We start from the raw sequence: 22,267 nt of genomic DNA, 5'->3' as shown, positions 1-22,267 counted from the left end.
CCGTTGCGAAGAATACATAGCTCAGGTTAATTAAATTACTTTATGCCCATTGTTGCCGTTGGAATAAATCATAAAACAGCGCCTGTATCAGTTCGAGAAAAAATCTCGTTTAACCCTGACAGGTTATCTGAAGCACTAAATGAATGTATTGAATTTGTGCAGTGTAAAGAAGCGGCGATATTATCTACCTGTAATAGGACTGAGTTGTATTTAGTTTCTCAATCACCACATGAAGAAGTTCATAGTAATGTTGTTGATTGGTTAGAGCATCATCACGGTATTCCTTCTTCTGCTATAGCGCCAAGTATTTATTGCTACCATGATCAAAAAGCCGTTAATCATATGATGCGAGTGGCTTGTGGATTAGATTCATTAGTATTAGGTGAACCGCAAATTTTAGGGCAAATGAAACAAGCTTATAGCCAAGCCAAGGCTGCTGGCTCCATGGCACTTGTGATGGATAGATTGTTTCAACGAACATTTGGTGTTGCTAAACAAGTAAGAACTGAAACTGATATTGGCGCAAGTGCCGTTTCAGTCGCATTCGCAGCAGTTAATTTGGCAAAACATATTTTCGCTAGTTTAGAGAAAGCCAAAGTGCTTTTAGTTGGCGCGGGTGAAACCATAGAGCTTGTTGCAAAGCATTTATATGAAAACAACGTTGGTAAAATTACTGTCGCCAACCGTACCTTATCGCGTGCTGAGTTAATGGCAAAACCTGTTGGTGCCGATGTTATTACCCTCGCACAAATTCCTGAGAAGATGAGTGATGCCGACATCGTTATTAGCTCAACAGGAAGTACGTTACCTATTATTGGTAAGGGTATGGTTGAAAATGCGTTAGAAAAGCGAAAGCATCGCCCTGTATTTATGGTGGACTTAGCTGTACCTCGTGATATTGAAGAGCAGGTTGCTGAATTAGAAGACGTTTTTCTATATACGGTGGATGATTTACAGGGCATTATCGCTAAAAATATCGAAAACCGTCGTAAGGCTGCGGTGGAAGCGGAATCTATTGTCTCTGAACAAACAGATACCTTTATGTCTTGGTTAAGAGGCTTAAACACGCAAGATACCGTAGTCAGCTACCGTAACCAGTGCCTGTCAGAACGTGACCAGCTATTAGAAAAAGCCCTGCTACAATTAAAAGCTAATAAATCCCCTGAAGCTGTGGTAGCAGAATTAGCGACTAAGCTTACCAATAAAATGATGCATGGGCCGACAAGTGCGATTCAATCGGCTGCGCAAGGTGGCGAGCTAGATAAAATCTTATACTTACGCGATATTTTTAATATTGATAAGTAACTAAAAGAGTAAAGAATCTTTAGTGTGATTTGCAACTAAGCAGCCAAATCATTACACTGCGCGCAATCGCAAGAATTTATTAAGTAAATAGTGAAAAGTTGATAGTGCGAATTTGAGGCACTATTTCGTAGAAATAAGCTGTTTGCTGTAACAAACATATTTATCGAAAGAATATTCAATGAAAGAGTCAGTTTACCAAAAATTAGAAGGCCTCGTAGAGCGCTTTGAAGAAGTGCAGGCTTTGTTATCTGATCCAGAAACTATTGCTGATCAAGACAAGTTTCAGGCGTTATCTAAAGAGTTCAAGCAGCTTGAAGAAGTTACAAGCGTTTTCAACAACTATAGAACGGCAGAAGAAGACTTCGAAACTGCTGAAGAAATGTTGAAAGATGATGATCCTGATTTACGTGAAATGGCGCAAGAAGAGTTTAAGGAAGCTAAAAAAGCGGTTGAGACGCTAGCCGATGAGCTTCAAATCTTGTTGCTACCACGTGATCCAAACGATGACAATAACTGTTTTGTTGAAATTCGCGCCGGTGCTGGTGGTGATGAAGCTGCAATATTTGCAGGAGACCTATACCGTATGTATACGCGCTACAGCGAGAGTCAAGGCTGGCGCATCGAGATCATGAACGAAAGCGAAAGTGAGCAGGGCGGCTTTAAAGAGATTGTTTTTAAAATCTCTGGCGAAGGCGTCTACGGTCAAATGAAGTTTGAATCAGGCGGCCACCGTGTACAACGTGTGCCAGAAACAGAATCGCAAGGTCGTGTTCATACTTCTGCTTGTACCGTTGTTGTGTTACCTGAAATTCCTGAGTCAGAAGCTATCGAGATTAATAAAGCAGACCTTCGTATCGATACTTTCCGTGCCTCAGGTGCTGGTGGTCAGCACGTTAACAAAACTGATTCAGCTATTCGTATTACGCACATTCCAACGGGTGTTGTGGTTGAATGTCAGGATCAGCGTTCGCAGCATAAAAACCGTGCTCAAGCTATGTCTGTGCTACAAGCAAGATTGCAAGCGGCTGAAGATGAAAAACGCCGTAGCGAAGAAGAAAGTTCTCGTCGTAACTTGGTTGCCAGTGGTGACCGTTCAGAGCGTATTAGAACATACAATTATCCGCAAAGTCGCATGACAGATCATCGTATTAACCTTACCTTATATCGCTTAGCAGAAGTAATGGAAGGTAACTTAGGTTTAGTGATGGAGCCTATTTTACAAGAGCATCAAGCCGACTTACTTGCAGAGCTTGCTAATCAAGGGTAATTAGCCATTGAAAACCATTGCGCAAGCCGTGCGTTGGGGGGAGCTACAAATATCAGCTTCTTCCGACAGCGCTAAATTAGATAGCCAGCTTTTGCTGGCTTTTTGTTTAGATAAAGCAACAAGTTATTTGTTAACTTGGCCTGAAAAAGTGCTCGATGAGCAAATTTGCCAACAGTTTAGCGAATTAGTCGCTAAACGAGTGGAAGGGCATCCCATTGCTTATCTACTGGGTGAAAAAGAGTTTTGGTCACTGTCGTTTTTTACCGAACCAAGCACCTTAATTCCGAGGCCTGATACAGAAGTACTTGTTGAAACTATTTTGGATAATCACCCTGCGTCTGGCTTGCACTGCCTAGATTTAGGTACAGGTACCGGCGCTATCGCTATTGCGCTTGCCAGTGAATTACCCAGTTGGCGATTTGAAGCAGTAGATTTTCAAGAAAAAGCTGTTGCTTTAGCGAAACGCAATCAAGAGAAACACAAAATACCAAACCTTGAAGTTTATCTTAGCGATTGGTTTGCAAATGTTTCTAGCTCAGATAAGTTTGACGTGATTGTCAGTAACCCGCCTTATATTGATGAAGATGACCACCACTTGTCTGAAGGTGATGTCAGGTTTGAACCCTTGACCGCGTTAGTGGCGCCAAAGAACGGCTTAGGCGATATTATGTCAATAATAAAAGAAGCTACGTCATTTTTACGTAAAGGTGGTTTCTTGTATTTTGAGCATGGCTTCGAGCAAGGGCAGGCGGTGCGCGATATTTTTATTGAAAATGGCTATTGTGACGCGAAAACCGTGCAAGATTATAACGGTAATGATAGGGTTACTTACGCCTGTTGGCGCTAATGTCGTTATAAAAATTAAAAGAATAAATTTACCAATTTCTCGGAGAAATTAACTTGAAACACTTACATATGTTGATTGCTGTGATCAGTATTTCATTGTTCACACTACGCTTTTTCTGGTCGTTAGTCGGCTCTAAGCAACTTGAAAAAAAATGGGTAAAGGTTTTGCCCCATGCTGTCGATACCATGTTATTGCTGTTAGGTATTGGTTTGATAGTACAGTATGGTTACAACCCACTTCATCATACTTGGTTATTAGAAAAGCTATTAGCCGTGTTTGCCTATATTTTCACTGGCTATTACGCATTGAAATTAGCCCGAAATAAGGTTTTTCAAATCCTTGGTTATGTCGGTGCTATAGGTTGGGTCGTGTTAATCGTGCGCTTAGCAATGAGTAAACAACCTGTACTGTTTGGCTAAATAACAGCGCAGATATATAAAGGTGTAAATTAAGTGCGTTTGCACCTTTATATTGGAAAATTAATCCCAATATCAGCACTTGATTGGTCAATTGAATTTTAGTGGTAGTTGTACTGAATGAATGAGTTATTGTTGTCAGAGTTAAACCGCACGAGCAAACCTTTGCTAGCCTCTTTAGCTTTAATCGAAGAGCACATTTTTGATAACAATTGTCGCTTCGAAGAGTCGTTAAACCCAATTATTGAAAGTTGTAAAGATGCGGTAGACGGCATTGATGACTCTACTGCACGCGCAGAAGTTTTAATTAATGCGCTATTTGTCGATGAACTTTTTATCGACAATGAACGAAACTTTTGGCCAACCACCTCTCAAACTGTTGATCAAGCAATTAAGCATCGTGTTATTGCGCCAATATTAAAAGGCGCTATTATTCAGCGCATTGCGACAGAATGCGAGCTTGAAGCAGAACTTGTCTTTGTGCCTGAAAAGGTGATGGTGCGCATTATTTGTGACGATATCTACTCAGTGATATTTGATCCTGTTACAGGAGAATCTGTTAATTGGGAAGAATTGGATCGTCGCCTAGATGGCCTTTCTGAAGACCCTCAAAACAGTTATTTAGCACCAATGGAGTTAACTTCATTACTCGTTGAGCATTTAACCGGGCTAAAATCCGCGCTGATAAAAGAAAGCTTGTTTTCCAAAGCGCTAAAGTGTGTCGACTTATTACTAGCTTTACGTCCTAATGACCCTTTTGAACGACGAGACCGTGGCTACCTATTACATCAACTTGATTGTTTTAAAGTTGCTTGTGATGACTATCAATTTTTTGTCGAACAATGCCCGCAAGATCCTGCCGCTCAATTATTGAAATTACAATTAGATCAGATCAAACTTTCTGAGACCATGTTACACTAACGCCAAATTATAATAATGAAAGGCGTTTTATTAACTCTAAGTTGTTGAATTAACATAAAGACTTTCAGTGTCTAAAGCTGATGAACTCTTTGGTTAAATGAGCAGTTGTCAGATGATAATGAGTAAATAAAAACACGTTTAATATGGAGATAATATGTTTGCTGATCCTTCAATAGCCTCTGAAACAGCAAAAGCAGCCCCTTTGCTCACCAATGATGCCACTATTTTAGGTGTTCTTGCACTTATGTTAGGTGCTGTGTTTTACACTGCCAATAGCAATATTCCATTTTGGAAAAAATTCTACGGGATAGTGCCTACTGTTCTTGTTTGTTATTTTTTGCCTTCGCTTCTTAATACCTTTGGCATTGTTGACCCTAAAGAGTCAGATTTATATTACGTTGCGTCTCGTTACTTACTTCCCGCGTGTTTAGTGCTATTAACTATAAGTGTTGATTTACCTGCGATTAAAAAATTAGGTGGTAAAGCTGTCATACTCTTCTTTACTGGTACTATAGGTATCGTTATAGGTGGTCCTATTGCGTTACTTATTGTTGCTTCCTTTGTTCCTGAACTAATAGGAGTAAGTGGACCTGAAGCTGTCTGGCGTGGCATGACAACTGTTGCAGGTAGCTGGATTGGCGGCGGTGCCAACCAAGCGGCAATGAAAGAAATTTATGGTGCCGGAGATCAAATATTCTCTGCGATGGTTACTGTTGATGTGATTGTTGCTAACTTATGGATGGCTGTTCTTTTAATTATGGCAGCAAATGCCAAAACTATAGATGCGAAATCAGGTGCAGACACTTCAGCTATCACTGAATTAAAAGAAAAAGTTGAGCAGTTCCATGCACAGCACGGCAGAATCCCGTCGTTAGCTGATTTGATGGTGATAGTTGCGATCGGTTTAGGTGTTACTGGCTTTGCCCACTTATTTGCCGATATTATTACTCCGTATATGGTTGAGAATCATCCTGATTTAGGTAAGTTCAGCTTTCACAGCAAGTTCTTTTGGATGATTATTTTTGCCAGTACTGTTGGTGTTTTACTGTCATTTACCAAGGTAAGAAATTTAGAAGGAGCGGGCGCCTCAAAAGTTGGCTCAGCTTTCTTATACGTGCTTATCGCGACTATCGGTATGAAGATGGACGTACGCATGATTACCGAAGCGCCTATTTATTTTATTATCGGTGCCATTTGGATGATTGTTCATGCCTGTTTAATGTTGTTTGTTGCTAAGTTAATTAGAGCACCGTTATTTTATATGGCTGTTGGTAGCCAAGCGAATGTTGGTGGAGCCGCGTCTGCACCCATCGTCGCTTCTGCATTTCATCCATCGTTAGCGCCTGTAGGGGTATTGTTAGCCGTTTTAGGCTATACCTTAGGTACTTACATGGCTTGGCTATGTGGCCAAATCTTACAAGCAGTTTCCTAATTGTTGAGTTAATTATATGACTATAGAAAATGTAAACATTGGTGATATAAATGTTGCCAATAACGCACCATTTACTTTATTTGGTGGAATGAACGTACTCGAATCGAGAGATTTAGCAATGAAGATTGCTGAACATTATGTAGAAGTAACACAGCGTTTAAATATTCCTTATGTGTTTAAAGCTTCGTTCGACAAAGCAAATCGCTCTTCGGTTAGTTCATATCGAGGCCCTGGTCTAGATGACGGCTTGAAGATATTTGAAGAAATAAAAGAAACGTTTAAAGTGCCTGTTATTACGGATGTGCATGAACCTTACCAAGCACAACCTGTAGCAGATGTTGTAGATGTTATTCAGCTACCGGCATTTTTAGCGAGACAGACTGACTTAGTCGTGGCGATGGCAAAAACCGATGCGATTATTAATGTTAAAAAGCCACAGTTTTTGGCTGCCCATGAAATGCGTCATATTATTAAAAAGTTCGCAGAAGCTGGAAATGAAAAAGTCATGCTATGTGAGCGTGGCTCTTGTTTCGGGTACAACAACCTAATTGTTGATATGCTAGCAATGGACGAGATGAAAAATTATGCGCCTGTGATATTCGACGCGACCCATGCTTTACAAAAGCCTGGCGGTAGGGAAGATTCAGCTGATGGCAGACGTGCACAAGCTGCTCAATTAGCTAGAAGCGGAATGGCGTTGGGAATTGCTGGATTGTTTATTGAAGCTCACCCTGATCCTAGCGTGGCAAAGTGTGATGGCCCTTGTGCTTTACCATTAGACAAGTTAGAGCCGTATTTGGCGCAAATGAAAGCGGTAGACGATCTTGTTAAAGGCTTTGAGCCGTTAATCACTGGCTAGAATAACTTGGTTTACGATTAACAACAGAATAGAAAAAGGGTGCCAATTGGCACCCTTTCTTTTTGCGAGCATTATCTTTAAATTCTAGGGGAGTTACCCCTTGGCTGGTTCAAGCCCTTGAGAAGCTCTATCCAGCCATGTTTTCTCTAGAGTAGGTTGGGGGAGTACTCTAGCGAAAAAATTTGTTTATTTGCTATTCAGCTAGTTCAGCGTGCTTCTCTACTAAAGATTGCTTTTTCTGATCTGCTTTTGCTACAGTCACAGTTGCAAATTTCTTATTTATCACTGGCTCAACTTTTAATTCGGTCATGCTAATTGATAAAGCGTCTTTTGCTGCTAATGTGATTTCTGCCGCATTAATTGGCTCTGCTTTTTCAACGGTAATTGTTGAAGCATTTGCTAATCCATTTGTTGCTAGCAGAATTACGAGAGTTGTTGCGATATTTAATTTTTTCATCTTGTGTCACCTAAAAATTCCAATTACATCCAAAATAGATGAATAGGGACCTTTTCTCGTCTCGGTGAATGTTAGGTTGGCTTAACATTCATTGCCTTGCTACATACACAGGCGTTTGTAGTAAAAAGATGTAGTCCGTCATCTACGGTGTGAATAATAGGTTAATGCTGGCAAAAATAAAAATGACTATTTATAATGTTATTCATTAGAAAAACTAATGGTAAAAAATTATGCGCTTTAGCAGACTTTTTATGCAGTTTTTATTCATAGTGTTTTCGTTAATAACGATAGGTTTATAGGTGATAAATGGCCGTAAGACTACCACCGCTAAACGCTTTGAGGGCATTCGAGGCCTCTGCGAGGCAACTTAGCTTTACTCGAGCTGCAGAAGAATTATTTGTCACTCAGGCAGCAATTAGTCATCAAATAAAAGCTTTGGAAGAGCATTTAGGGTTAAAGTTATTTATGCGAAAGAACCGTGCTTTGTTATTAACAGAGGATGGACAATCGTATTATCAAGACATTAAAGACGTGTTTACATCTTTACATGAGGCTACTGAAAGGTTGTTGGCGCGAGGCGCGAAAGGGGCGATTACGGTAAGCTTACAGCCGAGCTTTGCTATTCAGTGGTTAGTGCCGAGATTAAACGCTTTTAATTTACTGAACCCTGATGTAGATGTACGTATTAAAGCAGTAGACCAACCTGATAATTCGTTAACTGAAGACGTTGACGTTGCTATTTATTATGGTCGCGGCCGCTGGCCAAACGTTCACGCAGATCAGCTTCATACTGAATATTTGATCCCTGTGTGCTCCCCTTTGCTCCTCGAAGGTAAAAAGCCACTAAAATCAGTTGAAGACTTAACGCAACATACGCTTTTACATGATACGTCGAGACGAGATTGGAAACGTTGGTTTAAAGAGGTCAATGTAAAAGCTACTAACGTGAACCATGGCCCTATTTTTAGTCACTCCGCTATGGTGGTGCAAGCTGCTGTTTATGGCCAAGGTGTTGCTCTAGCGCAGAGTATACTCGCGCAACCAGAAATAGATGCAGGCCGATTAGTGGTGCCAGTCGAGCATTCACTTGTCAGTAAAAATGCTTTTTATATCGTATGTCGTGAAAACCAAGTGGATGTAGGTAAGATTGCCGCGTTTAGAGAGTGGGTATTAGATACCGTTGCAGAAGAGCAGGAAGAAGAAAGTGACAGCTAGTATTATTGTTAATGAAGCGACAAACCCAAAAGCGTTAGTCATATTTTCGCATGGTGCAGGTGCTGATAAGTCGTCTAGTTTTATGGAGGACTTTACCGAGCGAGTCGTAAAACTCAATATCTCGGTGTTACGTTTTAATTTTCCGTATATGGATAGACGAATCAGTGAAGGGCGGAAGTTTCCACCAGACCGAATGCCAAAGCTGCTAAATAGCCTGTCGGAGCTGCTGTCGCAACAAAATAACGATTTACCTGTATTTTTAATGGGTAAGTCAATGGGGTCAAGAGTTGCAGCTACTTTTATGTCAGATGACGAGCTGGTTGTGCAGCAAACGGAACATCAATGGGTAAAAGGCGTAATTGCTCTCGGCTATCCTTTTCACCCTCAAAATAAACCTGAAAAGTTACGGCTTGAACCTGTGCAAACTGTTCGATGTCCTATGCTTATTTTACAAGGGGACAGAGATAAGCTTGGCAGCAAAGAGGAGATCGCGACTTATAAATTATCCAGTGCCGTTGAAGTATCTTATCTCCCTGATGGTGATCATGATTTAAAGCCAAGAGTTAAATCAGGCTTTACTCACAGTGATAACCTGCAGGCAGCAGCAGATAGAGTAGCGGAGTTTGTTAAAGCCAATGCCTAAATCGATTTTAAACGCTTACTCAATCTTGTTAGCAGTATTTGTTAGCATCAGCGGTGGTTTTTCTGTATTATTCGGCGCTTGGTTAGCCCATGCAGCAGGCCATTATGAGCAGGACGTTATCACGCGATTGCAAAGCGCTCATTTTTATCAAGTAATTCATACCTTAGCGTTACTCACTATTTTGTTATCTTCTAAAGTAGACAGTAATAAGGTGGTCAGGTTTTCAAGTTACTGCTTTATATTAGGCATACTCATGTTCAGTGTGAGTTTATATTTGAAAACGTTTTTTGTGTGGGATGCTATTGGAAAGTTAGCGCCTTTTGGCGGAACTACACTAGCATTAGGCTGGTTAAGCTTAATGCTTTTAACTCATCGTAAGTGGAAATTGTAATGTCAGCCATTGTTTTATATTGTCGCCCAGGTTTTGAGAAAGAGTGTGGTGCAGAAATCCAAGAAAAAGCAGCTTGGAAAGAAGTGTATGGTTATTTGCAGTTAAAGAAGAATCAAGGACTGGTTTTTTTCCAACTAAACAGTGCTGAAGATGGCGAGCGCTTGATGGAAACATTAAGGTTGCGCAGACTGATATTCGCCAGACAATGGTTTTTAACATTAAGTGATGTTATCGAACTTCCTGACTATAATCGTGTTGAAGCAATCGTTGAAGCGCTAGGAACCGAATGGCAATATGCGGATCTTCGCATGGAAACACCAGATACTAATGATGGAAAGTCTCTTTCTAAGTTTTGTCGAAAACTTGCAGTACCATTGCGTCAAGCGTTGAGAAAACAGAAAATACTCACTGAAAAGCATCAAAAAGAAGGCGCGATTTTACACGCGTTGTTTTTTAGTGGTAGCGAAGTAATTTTAGGCTACTCGCTTGGTCACAATAGTTCTGAACACGTAATGGGGATACCACGTCTTAAATTTCCTTCTCAAGCGCCCAGTCGTTCTACGTTAAAGCTAGATGAAGCTTTTCTTTATTTTATTCCTAAAGATGAATGGGATACACGACTAACTTCTGGCATGAATGCCGTAGATCTAGGCTCAGCACCAGGTGGTTGGACTTATCAACTAGTAAGGCGTGGCATGATGGTGACTGCCATCGACAATGGTCCTATGGCAGAGTCACTAATGGAGACTGGTCAAGTAAAACATAAGATGATTGACGGCTTTAAATACGTTCCAGTAAAACAAAACGTTTATTGGTTAGTGTGCGACATGGTTGAAAAGCCGCAACGAGTGGCGAAGTTAATGGCGACTTGGTTGTTAAAAGGCTACTGTGAAGAAGCCATGTTTAATTTAAAACTACCAATGAAAGGGCGCTACCAGCAAGTTGTAGAAGACTTGCAAACGATAAGGGATATGTTTTCTGAGCATGGCGTAAAATATGAAATGTATGCTAAACATCTCTATTATGATCGTGAAGAGATTACTGTGCATGCTAGGTTATTAACTAAGCCTATCTATAGTTAACGATTGTAACTGCTAAACGGAATAAAAACAAAAAAGCTAACCCATCCATATAAGATAAGGTTAGCTTTTTAAGTATTAAGTAATAGACAAACTTAAGATTATAAGCGTTCTAATACAGCTTCTGTAAAGTCTGTTGTGCCATGTGAGCCGCCTAAGTCACGTGTAGTGCGATCGCCAGTTTCGATAACTTCGGTAATCGCTTTACGGATGGCCTCTGCTTTATCGCCCATCTCTAAGTACTCAAGCATTTGAATCGCAGCAAGAATAACTGATGTAGGGTTTGCTAAGTTTTTACCCGCGATATCAGGCGCACTGCCGTGAACAGCTTCAAAAATAGCGCAATCTTTACCAATATTAGCACCTGGTGCCATACCTAAGCCGCCAACAAGCCCTGCACAAAGGTCAGAAAGAATATCGCCAAACAAGTTAGTTGTTACGATGACATCAAACTGCTCTGGGTTCATAACAAGTTGCATACAACAGTTATCAACGATCATTTCAGCTGATTCGATATCAGGGTAGCGCTCGCCAACTTCACGGGCAACTTTTAAGAACAGACCTGACGTTGATTTAAGGATGTTAGCCTTATGAACGGCAGTAACCTTTTTACGGCCTTCTTTGCGTGCTGTTTCATAAGCAAACTCAACGATACGCTCCGCACCTTCACGAGTAATTAGACTCATGGCTTCAGCTTGCGCACCATCTTCAGATACCGTCTGACCTAAACCTGAATACATTCCTTCAGTGTTTTCACGAATGGTAATAATGTCGATGTTTTCGTAACGTGCTTTTGTGCCTTTAAAAGAGATAACTGGGCGCACATTTGCGTATAGCTGAAATTGCTTTCTTAAGGTAACGTTAATTGAAGTAAAGCCTTCACCCACAGGTGTTGTTAATGGCCCTTTTAACGTGATCTTGTTTTTAGCGATAAGATTTAAGGTTTCTTCAGGAACAAGCTCACCGTGTTTCTCTAAAGCGACTAAGCCTGCGTCAGCATACTCATAATCAAAATCACAGCCAGCTTTGTCTAGAATTTTTACCGTTGCGTCGATAATATCTGGGCCAATACCGTCTCCCGGGATCACTGTGATGGTTTGTTTTGCCATGTCGTTTTCCTAATGTAATAAAATAGAGTCTGTGAGCAACAACCCCTCATGTATTAAGTTGTGCTCTAATCGCGCTGGTTTATACCACGACAATACTATGTAAGCTAGAATGAAACCTTTCACACTAGTTTCAAGCTTACTGATTTGAGTGTAGTACAAAAGAATAAGAATAATGGTGGGCTAGAAAATAACAATGCGACCTAAGTCGCATTGTTTTGTCATTTGATTTGAATATCGCTTTAAAGAAATGTTAAGCGGTTTAGTCATTTACCGCGAGTTCGGTTTCCGTTTCACCGGGAGGCGGTGTTTTGTATTCTTCTACCAAAGAATCAAGGTCTTTATATCTATCAGCGGTAGCAATTGCGGTTAACACATTATCTACGAACAATAAGTAAGAACATTCTTCTAGCGTCGTAATACCGTCAGATTTGACATGCTGAGTACGATAAAAAAGTACTTGGAAGTTTTGGTGAGCAACTTTTTTGGCTTCTGTAATATCAGGGCTACCAAGGTCTGCAATCGCTTGGTCAAAGGTAAATTCGCCTAATTTTAATTTAGCAATGTATTGGCGATTGTATGCTTCTCGATCTTCCCACTGCATATTGGCAGGGCTGTCGTCATAGAAGTTTACGACCAATAATACAAATATGCCGTAAGCGGCCAATGCGAGTAATATTCTTACAATAACTTTTTTGCTCATAAGAACAGATTCAAACCTTTAATCTTATTAATCGCTATAGCATAGCGAGATGTTAATTTTATTGGAAGTGTTAGACAATATTTCTTAACAATTTATCCGTTAATATGCTGGCAACCTGATGTCTTTTAGGTTGAATCCTAAAGGAATATCTTGTTTTAACTGCAGCAATGTTTTCGCTCGCTCCATTTCCTGCTTTTGGGTGCTGAGTTTATCTGCAACACTCGACTTGATATCTGCAGCTTGCAAAACTTGCTGTAATGAACCGTATTGATTCAACAAACCAGAAGCAGTGACTTGCCCTATACCGGCAACACCTGGAATTTTATTGGTTGCATCCCCCGTTAATGTCCACAAATCGACAAGTTGAGCCGGTTTTACATCAAACTTCTCTTTCACGTAGTTTTCGTCTAAATAACGTCGATTAAAGTAGTCATATACTTTTATGTGCTGGTTTAACAAAGAGAGAAAGCACTTATCAGTGGAAATAACAGTAACATTTTGACCACGCAAAGCTACTTTCACTGCTAGGGTAGCGATTAAGTCGTCAGCTTCGTCACGCTCAGGGTCTAGGGAGTCTACATGCTGAACCATAAATGCATCTTGAATGTCAGCTAATTTCTGAGCCAAATGTTCCGGCATCTTTTTTCGACCTTTTTTATAGTCTGGAAAAATCTGATGTCGCCAACCAGGTGCTGCAGCATCAAAAACCGCTAACGCATGCGTTGGTTGAGTAAGCTCAATAATTTTGCTTAATGCATTAATACAGGCACTTTCAGTGTTGTGAAGCACCTGTGCCTTTGTGGCATCAGCGAGTTCATTGTTTAATAGAAAAGGCCGTTCCTGAACGGCATAGATGCGGCGAATTAGGTTCATCGCATCTATCAGGACAACATGTGCCGTCATTCAATTAATTCCTCACAACTCGGTAACAAGGCTCATATTTACTGCCGGGAAGCTTCATCCTTTGTTGATCGACAAAAGATTGTAGTAAAGTATCCATTAACGCCATAATTTCATCATCGCCTGTTACCTCAAATGGCCCGTGTTTTCTTATTTCTTTAATGCCTTCAGATTTAACGTTTCCTGCGACTATACCTGAAAATACACGTCTTAAATTCGCTGCCAATGTTGCCGTGTCTAAATCAAAGCTAATATTGGTTGCCTTCATGTTTTCATGTGTAGGATTGAAGGGTTGCTGGAACTCAGGCTCAATCGTTAAAGACCAGTTAAAGTGATAGGCATCACCCATTTGCTTTCGATAAACCAGTACTTCTTCTAAACCGGATTTCATATTTCTCGCAACAGCGACTGGGTCATCCACAATAATTTGATAAAGCTGTTGTGCTTTTTCGCCTAAAGTTGCACCGATAAAGGCATCAATTTGTTCAAAATAAGCAGCGCTTTGTGAAGGGCCAGTTAAAATAATGGGTAATTTTTGGGCCTGATTTTTAGGGTTTAACATTATCCCTAAAATGTATAAAAGCTCTTCGGCAGTACCTGCGCCCCCTGGGAAAATAATGATACCGTGAGATACACGCACAAAGGCTTCTAAACGCTTTTCGATATCTGGCATAATCACTAATTCTGATACGATAGGGTTTGGCGGCTCTGCAGCAATTATACTTGGCTCAGTTAAACCAATATAACGGCCTTGCTTGTTTCGTTGCTTGGCGTGGCCGATAGTCGCACCTTTCATGGGGCCTTTCATTGCGCCTGGACCACAGCCAGTACAAATGTTAAATCCACGCAATCCAAGTTGATATCCAACTTCTTTAGTATATTGATATTCAATATCGTTGATTGAGTGCCCACCCCAGCAGGTGACCAAATTCGGGTCGCTGTCAGGTAAAATTGCGTTTGCGTTGCGCAATATATCGAAAGTGGTATGGGTAATCGCCTCACCCGACTCTATAGTGTGATCGTATCTAGCATTTGAGAAAAGTATGTCTCTTAATACCGCAGACAAATGTTCTTGGATACCTAAAATAATTTTGCCGTCTACAAAGGCATGCTCTGGCGGATTCTCTAAGGCGAGCTTAACGCCGCGTTCTCGCCTAAGTACTTGAATGTGAAAATTTTCGTACGCTTGATAGATAGCTTCTGCGTCATCTGTATGACTACCTGAATTTAGTACAGCTAGCGAGCAATTGCGATAAAGATTATATAAATTGCTAGTGGCAGATTGTTGTAATTGTTCTACTTCAATAGGAGACAATAGTTTCATATTGCCTACAGGATTTAATTGTATATGCATAAACAACTCCTAGGCTACAACAGACTATAAATAGATAACTTGGTTTTTTCCTTTTTCTTTTGCTTGGTAAAGAGCGGTGTCAGCGCGTTCGAATGCTTGATGGACGTTATCAGAATCCAATACGTGGGTAACACCAATGGATAGGGTCATGCTAACGCGGTTGTTTTTAAACTTAAAAGGTAATTTCGCAACGGATTTACGAAGTAAGTTAAGTTTATGAATAAGATCAGCTTTTTCGATGTTAGTAAAAACAAAGACGAATTCTTCGCCACCGTATCTGGCAACGAAAGCGTCATTGCCAATATGCTTTGAAAATGTGTTGGCGATCACCTGTAAGGTTTTATCACCGGCAGTATGTCCATAAGTATCGTTGATGCGTTTGAAGTCGTCTAAATCTGTAACAACAAGCGCTAAAGGAACTTTCTTGTTCTGACAACGCACTATTTCACGTGCAAAATGTTCGTCGAAAGCGGCTCGGTTATATAGCTTGGTCAAAGCATCTTGCAAGCTCTTTGCTTGCTGTTCTTGAATGCGCTTTTCAAATACTTTGCTTTGTTCTTCTAATTTATTGACCTTTTCTTGCATTGTATTTAGCTGCTTAGCAAAAAGAGATTGCTGTTCAACTTCAAACGCAGTTTTTTCTTCTAGCGTTTTAACAATGGCTTGTAAGCGTGTATTAATGTCGCCCTTAACATCTGCAAGAGAATTAGCTGCATCTAGCTTTACTGCCATATCACTTATTTGTGATTGCATTCTATCGTTTAGCTGGTCGAGCTTAACTTTAGAATCTTTTTGCGAAACTATGGTGCTTTGCACAGCTTGTTGCACTGTTGCTAAGGTTTCGCTCAACGTTGATAAAAAGATCTTAGCAGTATTCCTTTCTCGCCTTAAATCGTGACTTATTACGTCAAATGCGGCAAGAAAGCTGTCCATAAGCTGTTTGTTTTCCATCTCAGTTGAAAGCTGAGATTGAATTTTATTGATTTGCTCTTGGTATTTTTTTGAAACGTTGACCTTTCTCAAGAAGTCACTGAATCGTTTGACGACTGTTGAGTCTACACCCGAATGACTTTCAACAACTTGTGTAATAGGGGCTTGCTTTAATTCATTAAGTAGCCCTTTGCTACTGGCAGCTATGTTGCCTTGTTTTAGTGCCGCTTGGTAAAAACGCACTAATTCAGACAGTAACGGAATATATTGAGAAAGCGCTTCTTTGGTTTCCTGGTTCTCTTGCAACAATGATCTTAACTGACGGCGTAAGTCGTCAGGTAGTCCATTTACCTTTTGTAATGACTGACCAGCAGATTCAAAGCTCGCTTGAAGCTCTCTGATGTCATTGTCATTTTTTTGAGCAAACTGGTTTAGCTGGATAGATATTTCACCAACTAACTTTTCAATATCAATTATTGGGGCTGATTTAGAAAATAAGCTTCTTAATTTAGCTAACTTATTGTCGAGTGCTTTATCTATGCCTTTGCCAACCTGACTGAGTTTGATTATAAACTCAGACAGCAAAGATGATTGGCGCTTTAAGTCTTCTTCTACGTCAGCGCGGGAAGCTATGGCTGTATCTAGTTTCTTTTTAAGAATGGCTATTTCTTTGTCGACTGCCGCAGTGCCTGTCATGAAGTTCTTAATTCCTTTCGCATTCGTCTTTTATTACTACTAATTACCTTCAACAATAATCTATCTTCAACGAAGCGCAACTTATTATTTACGATAACTAATAAAAGTTTGTAAATTTAATAATATACGCAAGTTAACGAATTGTCAGTAGGTATAGCCATAATATGCAAATAGCGATTGAACTATTGACGTAAAGTTCTCGCTTTTGGTGCAGCTTCATCTAGAGTACTTCTGTATGGGTTTATATCTAAACCCCCGCGGCGTGTATAGCGGGCATATACTGACAAATACTCTGGTCGACACAATTTCATGATGTCGGTGAAAATGCGCTCGACACATTGTTCATGAAATTCATTGTGCTCACGAAATGAAACAAGATATTTCAGCAAGCCTGTTTCTGATATTTTTTTGCCTTTGTACTGAATATATATTGTTGCCCAATCTGGTTGATTAGTAATCAGGCAATTGGATTTTAATAAATGAGAGACTAAGGTTTTTTCTTCCTTTTCACTTTCTTCTTCGATGGTTAAAGATTCTGTAGAAAGCTGGTACTCATCCATTTCAATTTCTAAGTCGTCAATACATATAGCGTCTAAAGAACTAATTGCTAGTGCGTCACATTTATCGACTTGGTATAAATTGACTTCCACATCAGCGCCCGAACACTTAGCTAAATCGTTTCGCATTGTTTCAATAACTTGAGATTCGTCGGCAAATTTTGTTTGATTAAAGCTATTTAGATACAGTTTAAAAGACTTGGATTCAACAATATTAGGACTGGTGCAGTGAAATATAAACTCTGCCACTCTAACAATCGGCTTGCCTTTGCTGTTTAACCACGAAATTTCATAACCATACCAGATATCTTGCCCATAGAAAGGCAAGCTTTCTTCGTTAACCTCGATAGCGTCACGATTAAGCTTTCTTGGTACGGGTTGTAATAGGCTAGGTTGGTAGCTAGCAACATATTCGGTATTTTTGCCAAGGGTTAAGTTTTGTATTGAAGGGTCTTGGGAATATTGGCTCATGGTGTTAGATAAGGTAGTATTTCACTCGTTTAATAGCCATAAGTTTACAGGATATAGTTCCCGCATGGAAATATCAGATAATAGTTTATCATCAGCCCTCCAAGCTTTTGCAAAGCGTTATGTCAAAGAATACAGAGAGAAACTGCAGCATTTTCCACTAGTAGAAAGTGATGATGAGTGGCCTTCTCCTTGTGAAATCGAAGCTTATAATGAACAGTTGATGCAGTGGCAACCTGTTACGCCAGAAATCTCTCTGGACTTTAAAAATGTTGAACATGCCTTAGAGCTTTCTTTGCATCCAGACATTATTAGTTATTTTACCTCTTTGTTTAGTGAGTCTATTCCTGCTACTTGTGAACATGGTCACCTTCAATTGATATTTGCGTGGAGTGAAAAAGACTTCGAGCGCTTACAATCTAATATGATTGGGCATGTGATGATGAAGCGTAAACTAAAGCAACAGGTTACTCTATTCTTTGCGGTAACAGACGAAGAAGACAATATCATTTCTGTAAACAACGAAACAGGTGAAGTTTGGGTGGAAAAAGTAGGAAGTGAACCTCACAAAAAGCTTGCTGATTCAATCGAAGAGTTTTTAACGCAAATCTCCCCTGATATTTATATCGAGCAGTAACGCACGCTGTTGTTTTTAGAGCGTTTTACTTACGAACGCTCTATTAGTTTTTGGATTTGAGCCTTCAGCTCTTGTATTTCTGACACTAGGGGAGCTATTGCACGTTGAACCTGCGCTTCAACACTTTTATCTAGCTTAGCTTTTGCTTCAAGTTTTTCTTCCTTAGAAGTTGCCTTAGCCTCGTGGTCAGGGTCATATTGCCACGTTTTTAATACCTGAATAATAGTGGGTAGAGGAACGGAGTTAGTTAACTTGGTTTTGATTAAGGCAACTGTCGGCTTTACGCCTTTACTAGCGAGTTGATTTGCGATGGCGACAATTTCTTCATTATTGGTCATATTAGTTACCCTAGGTTGTAAAAATGCCCAAATAGTAGTTAATACTACACAAGTGCTGTGGTTAAAAAAATAGCAAGATAAACTTAAGTTGCTGTTAATACTGTGTATTTTATAGTTGGTTTAACCTTTGCTAATAAAGTGCATGGACAAAATTATAAAATAACTATTGAGAGTACACTATGAAAAAGTCTTTATTATCTTTATTGGTTGTCGCACCTATGGCTATCGCTTTAACTGGGTGTGTTGTAGCAGTTGGCACTGACGGTGATGGTCACTACGTGTCTAGTGCTGATTTTGAAGATAGAGAATATAAAAACAGAAAGAAAATCGCTAAATTGGCTTTAGGCGCAAGTTACCAAGACGTAGCGACAAACATGGGTGTTGCTGATTTTACTGAAACGTATGAGAAAGAAGGCAAAACAATTCAGGTCCTTTTTTATCGTACTAACCGAATTCACAAAGACGACCTGACAACACGTGACGAATGCACTTATCTGTATTTTATCGATGGTGCCTTAAAAGAAACCGGCCGTGGCGGTGACTTTTCTCGAAACATTACGTTGTAACATTCGAAACTAGAAATAAAAAAAACGCCTATTTAGGCGTTTTTTTGTTCTCAGATGTTAGTCGGTAGAGCTACCGAAGCCGCTTACATCTTTGGAATAGACAGTTTTGGCTCTTGTGCTTTTCTGTAAATAATTAGTGTTTTACCAATTACTTGTACTTTGGTCGCTTCTGTTTCGCGGCAAATAGCGTCAACTATTAGCCCTTTTACTTCACGATCATCTGTTGGGATTTTTACTTTAATCAATTCGTGATGTTCTAAAGCAGAATCAATTTCTGCAACAACAGCTTCTGTTAAGCCATTGCTTCCTAAAAGGACGATAGGCTTTAGGTTATGTGCAACACCTTTTAAGTATTGAATTTGCTTTTTATTTAAACTCATTAAAATTTTTCGTTACAAGTTGGCTTGAATTATCACTATTTTAACTCCATCTTGTTTGTAATACTAATAAAACCTCTGCTTGCTTGCGTTAAAATGTAAGTGGAGTGCATTAAATTGATAGGTAGCATGAGCAAGAAAAAGTTATCAAGCAGCAGCCAGCGTTGGATGCAAGAGCATTTCGACGATGAATACGTAAAAAAAGCGCAAAAGCTAGGTTTACGCTCGCGTGCTGTTTTTAAAATTGAAGAAATTAATAATAAAGATAAGTTAATTACCAAAGGCATGAAAGTGGTGGACTTAGGCGCCGCTCCTGGTGGTTGGTCTGAATATGCTGTAAAAGCAGTAGGAGACTCCGGCCAAGTGGTTGCTTGTGATATTTTGGCGATGGATCCAATTGTCGGCGTTGATTTCTTACAAGGTGATTTTCGTGAAGAAGCTGTATTAGACGCATTGTTAGAGCGCATTGACGGTAAGAATATTGATGTAGTGATGTCTGATATGGCGGCTAACTTTACCGGTAACGACGCTGCTGATGCTGCAAGAAGCATGTATTTAGTAGAATTAGCGCTAGATATGTGTAATCACGTACTAAAGAAAAACGGCGCTTTTGTAGTGAAGGTGTTTCAAGGTGCAGGTTTTGATCAATATATGCAAGAAGTACGTAATGTTTTTAAAGCGGTGAAGGTACGGAAACCTCAATCTTCTCGCGCAAGATCACGAGAAGTATATCTTGTGGCGACTGGTTTCAAATTGTAGTAAATTATAGTTAATTTCAAAAATACCTCACAGGAATTAAAGGTATTTGTTTTTTTAAGAGGTCATTAAGTTGAGCGATATGGCAAAAAATCTGATTATTTGGTTAGTTATAGCCTTAGTGTTGATGTCAGTGTTTCAGGGGTTTTCTCCTAACAACGGTGCGGATCAACAGCTAGATTACACACGTTTTATTCAAGACGTTAGACAAGGACAAGTTCGCGAAGTTAACGTAGACAGAAGCGGTGTTGTACAAGGTGTAAAACGTAGCGGCGAAAGCTTTGTTACTGTTATTCCTGGAGGCTATGACCGTGACTTGATTAACGACCTAGTTAAACAAGGTGTTGTAGCAACAGGTGAAAAGCCAGAAGAAACAAGTTTCTTCACCACGGTATTTATTTCTTGGTTCCCAATGATCCTTCTGATTGGTGTATGGATTTTCTTTATGCGCCAAATGCAAGGCGGTGGCGGTAAAGGCGCTATGTCTTTTGGTAAATCTAAAGCACGCCTATTGAGTGAAGATCAAATTAAGACAACATTTGCTGATGTGGCAGGTTGTGACGAAGCTAAAGAAGAAGTTTCGGAATTGGTTGATTACTTAAAAGACCCGTCGAAATTCCAAAAACTTGGTGGTCGTATTCCTTCGGGCGTGTTAATGGTAGGTCAACCTGGTACAGGTAAAACGTTATTAGCGAAAGCTATTGCTGGTGAAGCAAAAGTACCATTCTTTACTATTTCTGGTTCTGACTTTGTTGAAATGTTTGTTGGTGTCGGTGCATCTCGTGTACGTGACATGTTTGAACAAGCGAAAAAGTCTGCGCCTTGTATCATCTTTATCGATGAAATTGATGCGGTAGGTCGCCAACGTGGTGCAGGTCTAGGTGGTGGTCACGATGAGCGTGAACAAACACTTAACCAAATGCTCGTTGAAATGGATGGTTTCGAAGGTAACGAAGGTGTAATTGTTATTGCTGCTACTAACCGTCCAGACGTTTTAGATCCTGCGTTATTGCGTCCTGGTCGTTTTGACCGTCAAGTTACTGTAGGTCTTCCTGATATTCGTGGTCGTGAGCAAATTCTTAAAGTGCATATGCGTAAAGTGCCAATTGGTGATGATGTAGAAGCATCTGTTATCGCACGTGGTACTCCAGGTTTCTCTGGTGCAGATTTAGCAAACTTAGTTAACGAAGCTGCTCTGTTTGCTGCGCGCGCTTCACGTCGTTTAGTTTCGATGGAAGAGTTTGAAAAAGCTAAAGATAAAATCTTAATGGGTGCTGAGCGTAAATCTATGGTGATGAGTGAGTCAGAAAAAGAAATGACTGCTTATCATGAAGCGGGACACGCTATTGTTGGTCGTTTAGTACCTGAGCATGACCCTGTTTACAAAGTATCTATTATTCCTCGTGGCCGTGCATTAGGTGTAACTATGTATTTGCCAGAGCAAGATAGATTTAGTCACAGTAAGCAGCACTTAGAAAGTAACATTTCATCGTTATACGGTGGTCGTATTGCTGAAGAGATCATTTATGGTGCTGATAAAGTGTCTACTGGCGCCTCGAATGATATTGAACGTGCAACTGGATTAGCGCGTAAAATGGTTACACAATGGGGTCTTTCAGACAAAATGGGGCCAATGCTATTCGCTGAAGAAGAAGGTGAAGTATTCTTAGGCCGTACGTCTGCTAAATCTATGCATATGTCGGACACGACAGCGAAGATGATTGATGATGAAGTAAAAGATTTTGTTGACCGTAACTACAAGCGTGCTGAACAAATTTTAAAAGACAACATGGACATTCTTCACGCTATGAAAGATGCGCTTATGCTTTATGAAACAATTGACGCTAAGCAAATCGACGATTTAATGGCGCGCAGAGAAGTTCGTCCGCCATCAGATTTCCATGGTGACAACTCAAACAATGAACCACCAAAGGCAAACTCAGAAAAAGAATCAAAACCTGATTTAGATTCTCCATCAGATGTTCCTGCCAACTAATTAACTTAATATCAAAAGCCTCGGAGACGAGGCTTTATTTTTATCTCGTTT

The 22,267-nt window shown here is 40.1% G+C and carries 24 protein-coding genes; 15 read left to right on the top strand and 9 right to left on the bottom strand.

Translation table 11 applies throughout. From position 1 onward, the window contains the following. The first annotated feature begins 42 nt into the window (after positions 1-42). The 7 genes from hemA to kdsA all read left to right on the top strand — a co-directional run bounded on the left by hemA (position 43) and on the right by kdsA (position 7,047). Positions 43-1,305: a glutamyl-tRNA reductase gene (gene hemA / locus ACOB80_RS14540; protein WP_473166575.1), complete on the top strand. Its 1,263-nt coding sequence runs from the start codon at positions 43-45 to the stop codon at positions 1,303-1,305. 178 nt (positions 1,306-1,483) lie between these two features. Beyond that, the gene (gene prfA / locus ACOB80_RS14535) at positions 1,484-2,572 is read left to right on the top strand and encodes a peptide chain release factor 1 (protein WP_473166574.1); all 1,089 of its coding nucleotides are present in this window, start codon (positions 1,484-1,486) and stop codon (positions 2,570-2,572) included. A gap of 7 nt (positions 2,573-2,579) precedes the next feature. Beyond that, positions 2,580-3,419 (top strand): peptide chain release factor N(5)-glutamine methyltransferase, encoded by an 840-nt coding sequence (gene prmC / locus ACOB80_RS14530; protein WP_473166573.1) that lies wholly within the window; start codon positions 2,580-2,582, stop codon positions 3,417-3,419. 53 nt (positions 3,420-3,472) lie between these two features. Continuing rightward, a complete protein-coding gene (locus tag ACOB80_RS14525) occupies positions 3,473-3,838 on the top strand; it encodes a SirB2 family protein (protein WP_473166572.1) in 366 nt (121 codons plus the stop codon). 117 nt (positions 3,839-3,955) lie between these two features. Then, positions 3,956-4,756, top strand: coding sequence for a tetratricopeptide repeat protein (locus ACOB80_RS14520; RefSeq protein ID WP_473166571.1), 801 nt, complete (start codon positions 3,956-3,958; stop codon positions 4,754-4,756). Between the two features lie 154 nt (positions 4,757-4,910). Then, positions 4,911-6,188: a DUF819 family protein gene (locus ACOB80_RS14515; protein WP_473166570.1), complete on the top strand. Its 1,278-nt coding sequence runs from the start codon at positions 4,911-4,913 to the stop codon at positions 6,186-6,188. Positions 6,189-6,204: 16 nt separating this feature from the next. Continuing rightward, entirely contained in the window at positions 6,205-7,047 is an 843-nt protein-coding gene (kdsA, locus tag ACOB80_RS14510) for a 3-deoxy-8-phosphooctulonate synthase (RefSeq protein WP_473166569.1), read from the top strand. A gap of 193 nt (positions 7,048-7,240) precedes the next feature. Here the strand turns inward: kdsA and ACOB80_RS14505 are convergent, their stop codons facing one another. Then, positions 7,241-7,504 (bottom strand): hypothetical protein, encoded by a 264-nt coding sequence (locus tag ACOB80_RS14505; protein WP_473166568.1) that lies wholly within the window; start codon positions 7,502-7,504, stop codon positions 7,241-7,243. A 306-nt stretch (positions 7,505-7,810) separates the two neighbouring features. Between ACOB80_RS14505 and ACOB80_RS14500 the strand changes: the two genes are divergently transcribed. Genes ACOB80_RS14500 through rlmM form a run of 4 tightly spaced genes read left to right on the top strand, consistent with a single transcriptional unit; the run spans position 7,811 to position 10,835 of the window. Next, on the top strand, positions 7,811-8,719 hold the full coding sequence (locus tag ACOB80_RS14500; RefSeq protein ID WP_473166567.1) for a transcriptional regulator GcvA: 909 nt from the start codon (positions 7,811-7,813) through the stop codon (positions 8,717-8,719). Next, a complete protein-coding gene (locus ACOB80_RS14495; protein ID WP_473166566.1) occupies positions 8,709-9,362 on the top strand; it encodes an alpha/beta family hydrolase in 654 nt (217 codons plus the stop codon). Before ACOB80_RS14500 ends, ACOB80_RS14495 begins: the two co-directional genes overlap by 11 nt. After that, positions 9,355-9,753 (top strand): DUF423 domain-containing protein, encoded by a 399-nt coding sequence (locus ACOB80_RS14490; RefSeq protein ID WP_473166565.1) that lies wholly within the window; start codon positions 9,355-9,357, stop codon positions 9,751-9,753. Before ACOB80_RS14495 ends, ACOB80_RS14490 begins: the two co-directional genes overlap by 8 nt. Continuing rightward, positions 9,753-10,835, top strand: a complete 1,083-nt coding sequence (gene rlmM / locus ACOB80_RS14485; RefSeq protein WP_473166564.1) for a 23S rRNA (cytidine(2498)-2'-O)-methyltransferase RlmM — start codon at positions 9,753-9,755, stop codon at positions 10,833-10,835. Before ACOB80_RS14490 ends, rlmM begins: the two co-directional genes overlap by 1 nt. Positions 10,836-10,933: 98 nt before the next feature. Here rlmM and ACOB80_RS14480 read toward each other — a convergent pair whose 3' ends face one another. The 6 genes from ACOB80_RS14480 to queF form a co-directional block, all read right to left on the bottom strand. Further along, entirely contained in the window at positions 10,934-11,941 is a 1,008-nt protein-coding gene (locus ACOB80_RS14480) for an isocitrate dehydrogenase (protein WP_473166563.1), read from the bottom strand. Positions 11,942-12,200: 259 nt separating this feature from the next. Continuing rightward, a complete protein-coding gene (locus ACOB80_RS14475) occupies positions 12,201-12,641 on the bottom strand; it encodes a DUF3192 domain-containing protein (RefSeq protein ID WP_473166562.1) in 441 nt (146 codons plus the stop codon). A gap of 99 nt (positions 12,642-12,740) precedes the next feature. Beyond that, positions 12,741-13,544, bottom strand: a complete 804-nt coding sequence (xni, locus tag ACOB80_RS14470; protein WP_473166561.1) for a flap endonuclease Xni — start codon at positions 13,542-13,544, stop codon at positions 12,741-12,743. Between the two features lie 4 nt (positions 13,545-13,548). Beyond that, positions 13,549-14,895 carry a nucleotide 5'-monophosphate nucleosidase PpnN gene (gene ppnN / locus ACOB80_RS14465; RefSeq protein WP_473166560.1) on the bottom strand — a complete coding sequence of 449 codons (1,347 nt, stop codon included), beginning with the start codon at positions 14,893-14,895 and terminating at the stop codon, positions 13,549-13,551. Between the two features lie 24 nt (positions 14,896-14,919). Continuing rightward, a complete protein-coding gene (locus ACOB80_RS14460) occupies positions 14,920-16,521 on the bottom strand; it encodes a GGDEF domain-containing protein (RefSeq protein ID WP_473166559.1) in 1,602 nt (533 codons plus the stop codon). A 182-nt stretch (positions 16,522-16,703) separates the two neighbouring features. Then, complete coding sequence (gene queF, locus ACOB80_RS14455; RefSeq protein WP_473166558.1) at positions 16,704-17,549, bottom strand: NADPH-dependent 7-cyano-7-deazaguanine reductase QueF; 846 nt, start codon at positions 17,547-17,549, stop codon at positions 16,704-16,706. A 64-nt stretch (positions 17,550-17,613) separates the two neighbouring features. On the opposite strand from queF, the gene syd reads away from it, so the two are divergent. After that, the gene (gene syd, locus ACOB80_RS14450) at positions 17,614-18,183 is read left to right on the top strand and encodes a SecY-interacting protein (protein ID WP_473166557.1); all 570 of its coding nucleotides are present in this window, start codon (positions 17,614-17,616) and stop codon (positions 18,181-18,183) included. Positions 18,184-18,212: 29 nt separating this feature from the next. Here the strand turns inward: syd and ACOB80_RS14445 are convergent, their stop codons facing one another. Next, the gene (locus ACOB80_RS14445) at positions 18,213-18,521 is read right to left on the bottom strand and encodes a hypothetical protein (RefSeq protein ID WP_473166556.1); all 309 of its coding nucleotides are present in this window, start codon (positions 18,519-18,521) and stop codon (positions 18,213-18,215) included. 179 nt (positions 18,522-18,700) lie between these two features. Here ACOB80_RS14445 and ACOB80_RS14440 point away from each other — a divergent pair, with 179 nt between their 5' ends. Beyond that, positions 18,701-19,087 carry a DUF3192 domain-containing protein gene (locus ACOB80_RS14440; RefSeq protein ID WP_473166555.1) on the top strand — a complete coding sequence of 129 codons (387 nt, stop codon included), beginning with the start codon at positions 18,701-18,703 and terminating at the stop codon, positions 19,085-19,087. Between the two features lie 83 nt (positions 19,088-19,170). Here the strand turns inward: ACOB80_RS14440 and yhbY are convergent, their stop codons facing one another. Next, a complete protein-coding gene (gene yhbY, locus ACOB80_RS14435) occupies positions 19,171-19,467 on the bottom strand; it encodes a ribosome assembly RNA-binding protein YhbY (RefSeq protein WP_473166554.1) in 297 nt (98 codons plus the stop codon). 126 nt (positions 19,468-19,593) lie between these two features. Here yhbY and rlmE point away from each other — a divergent pair, with 126 nt between their 5' ends. Next, on the top strand, positions 19,594-20,223 hold the full coding sequence (gene rlmE, locus ACOB80_RS14430; protein WP_473166553.1) for a 23S rRNA (uridine(2552)-2'-O)-methyltransferase RlmE: 630 nt from the start codon (positions 19,594-19,596) through the stop codon (positions 20,221-20,223). A gap of 79 nt (positions 20,224-20,302) precedes the next feature. Then, complete coding sequence (gene ftsH / locus ACOB80_RS14425; RefSeq protein ID WP_473166552.1) at positions 20,303-22,216, top strand: ATP-dependent zinc metalloprotease FtsH; 1,914 nt, start codon at positions 20,303-20,305, stop codon at positions 22,214-22,216. Positions 22,217-22,267: the final 51 nt, after the last annotated feature.

It is taken from the genome of Thalassotalea coralli, assembly GCF_055786205.1.
The sequence above is the reverse complement of the archived record's forward strand: the minus strand, read 5'-3'. Positions and strand labels throughout refer to the sequence as shown.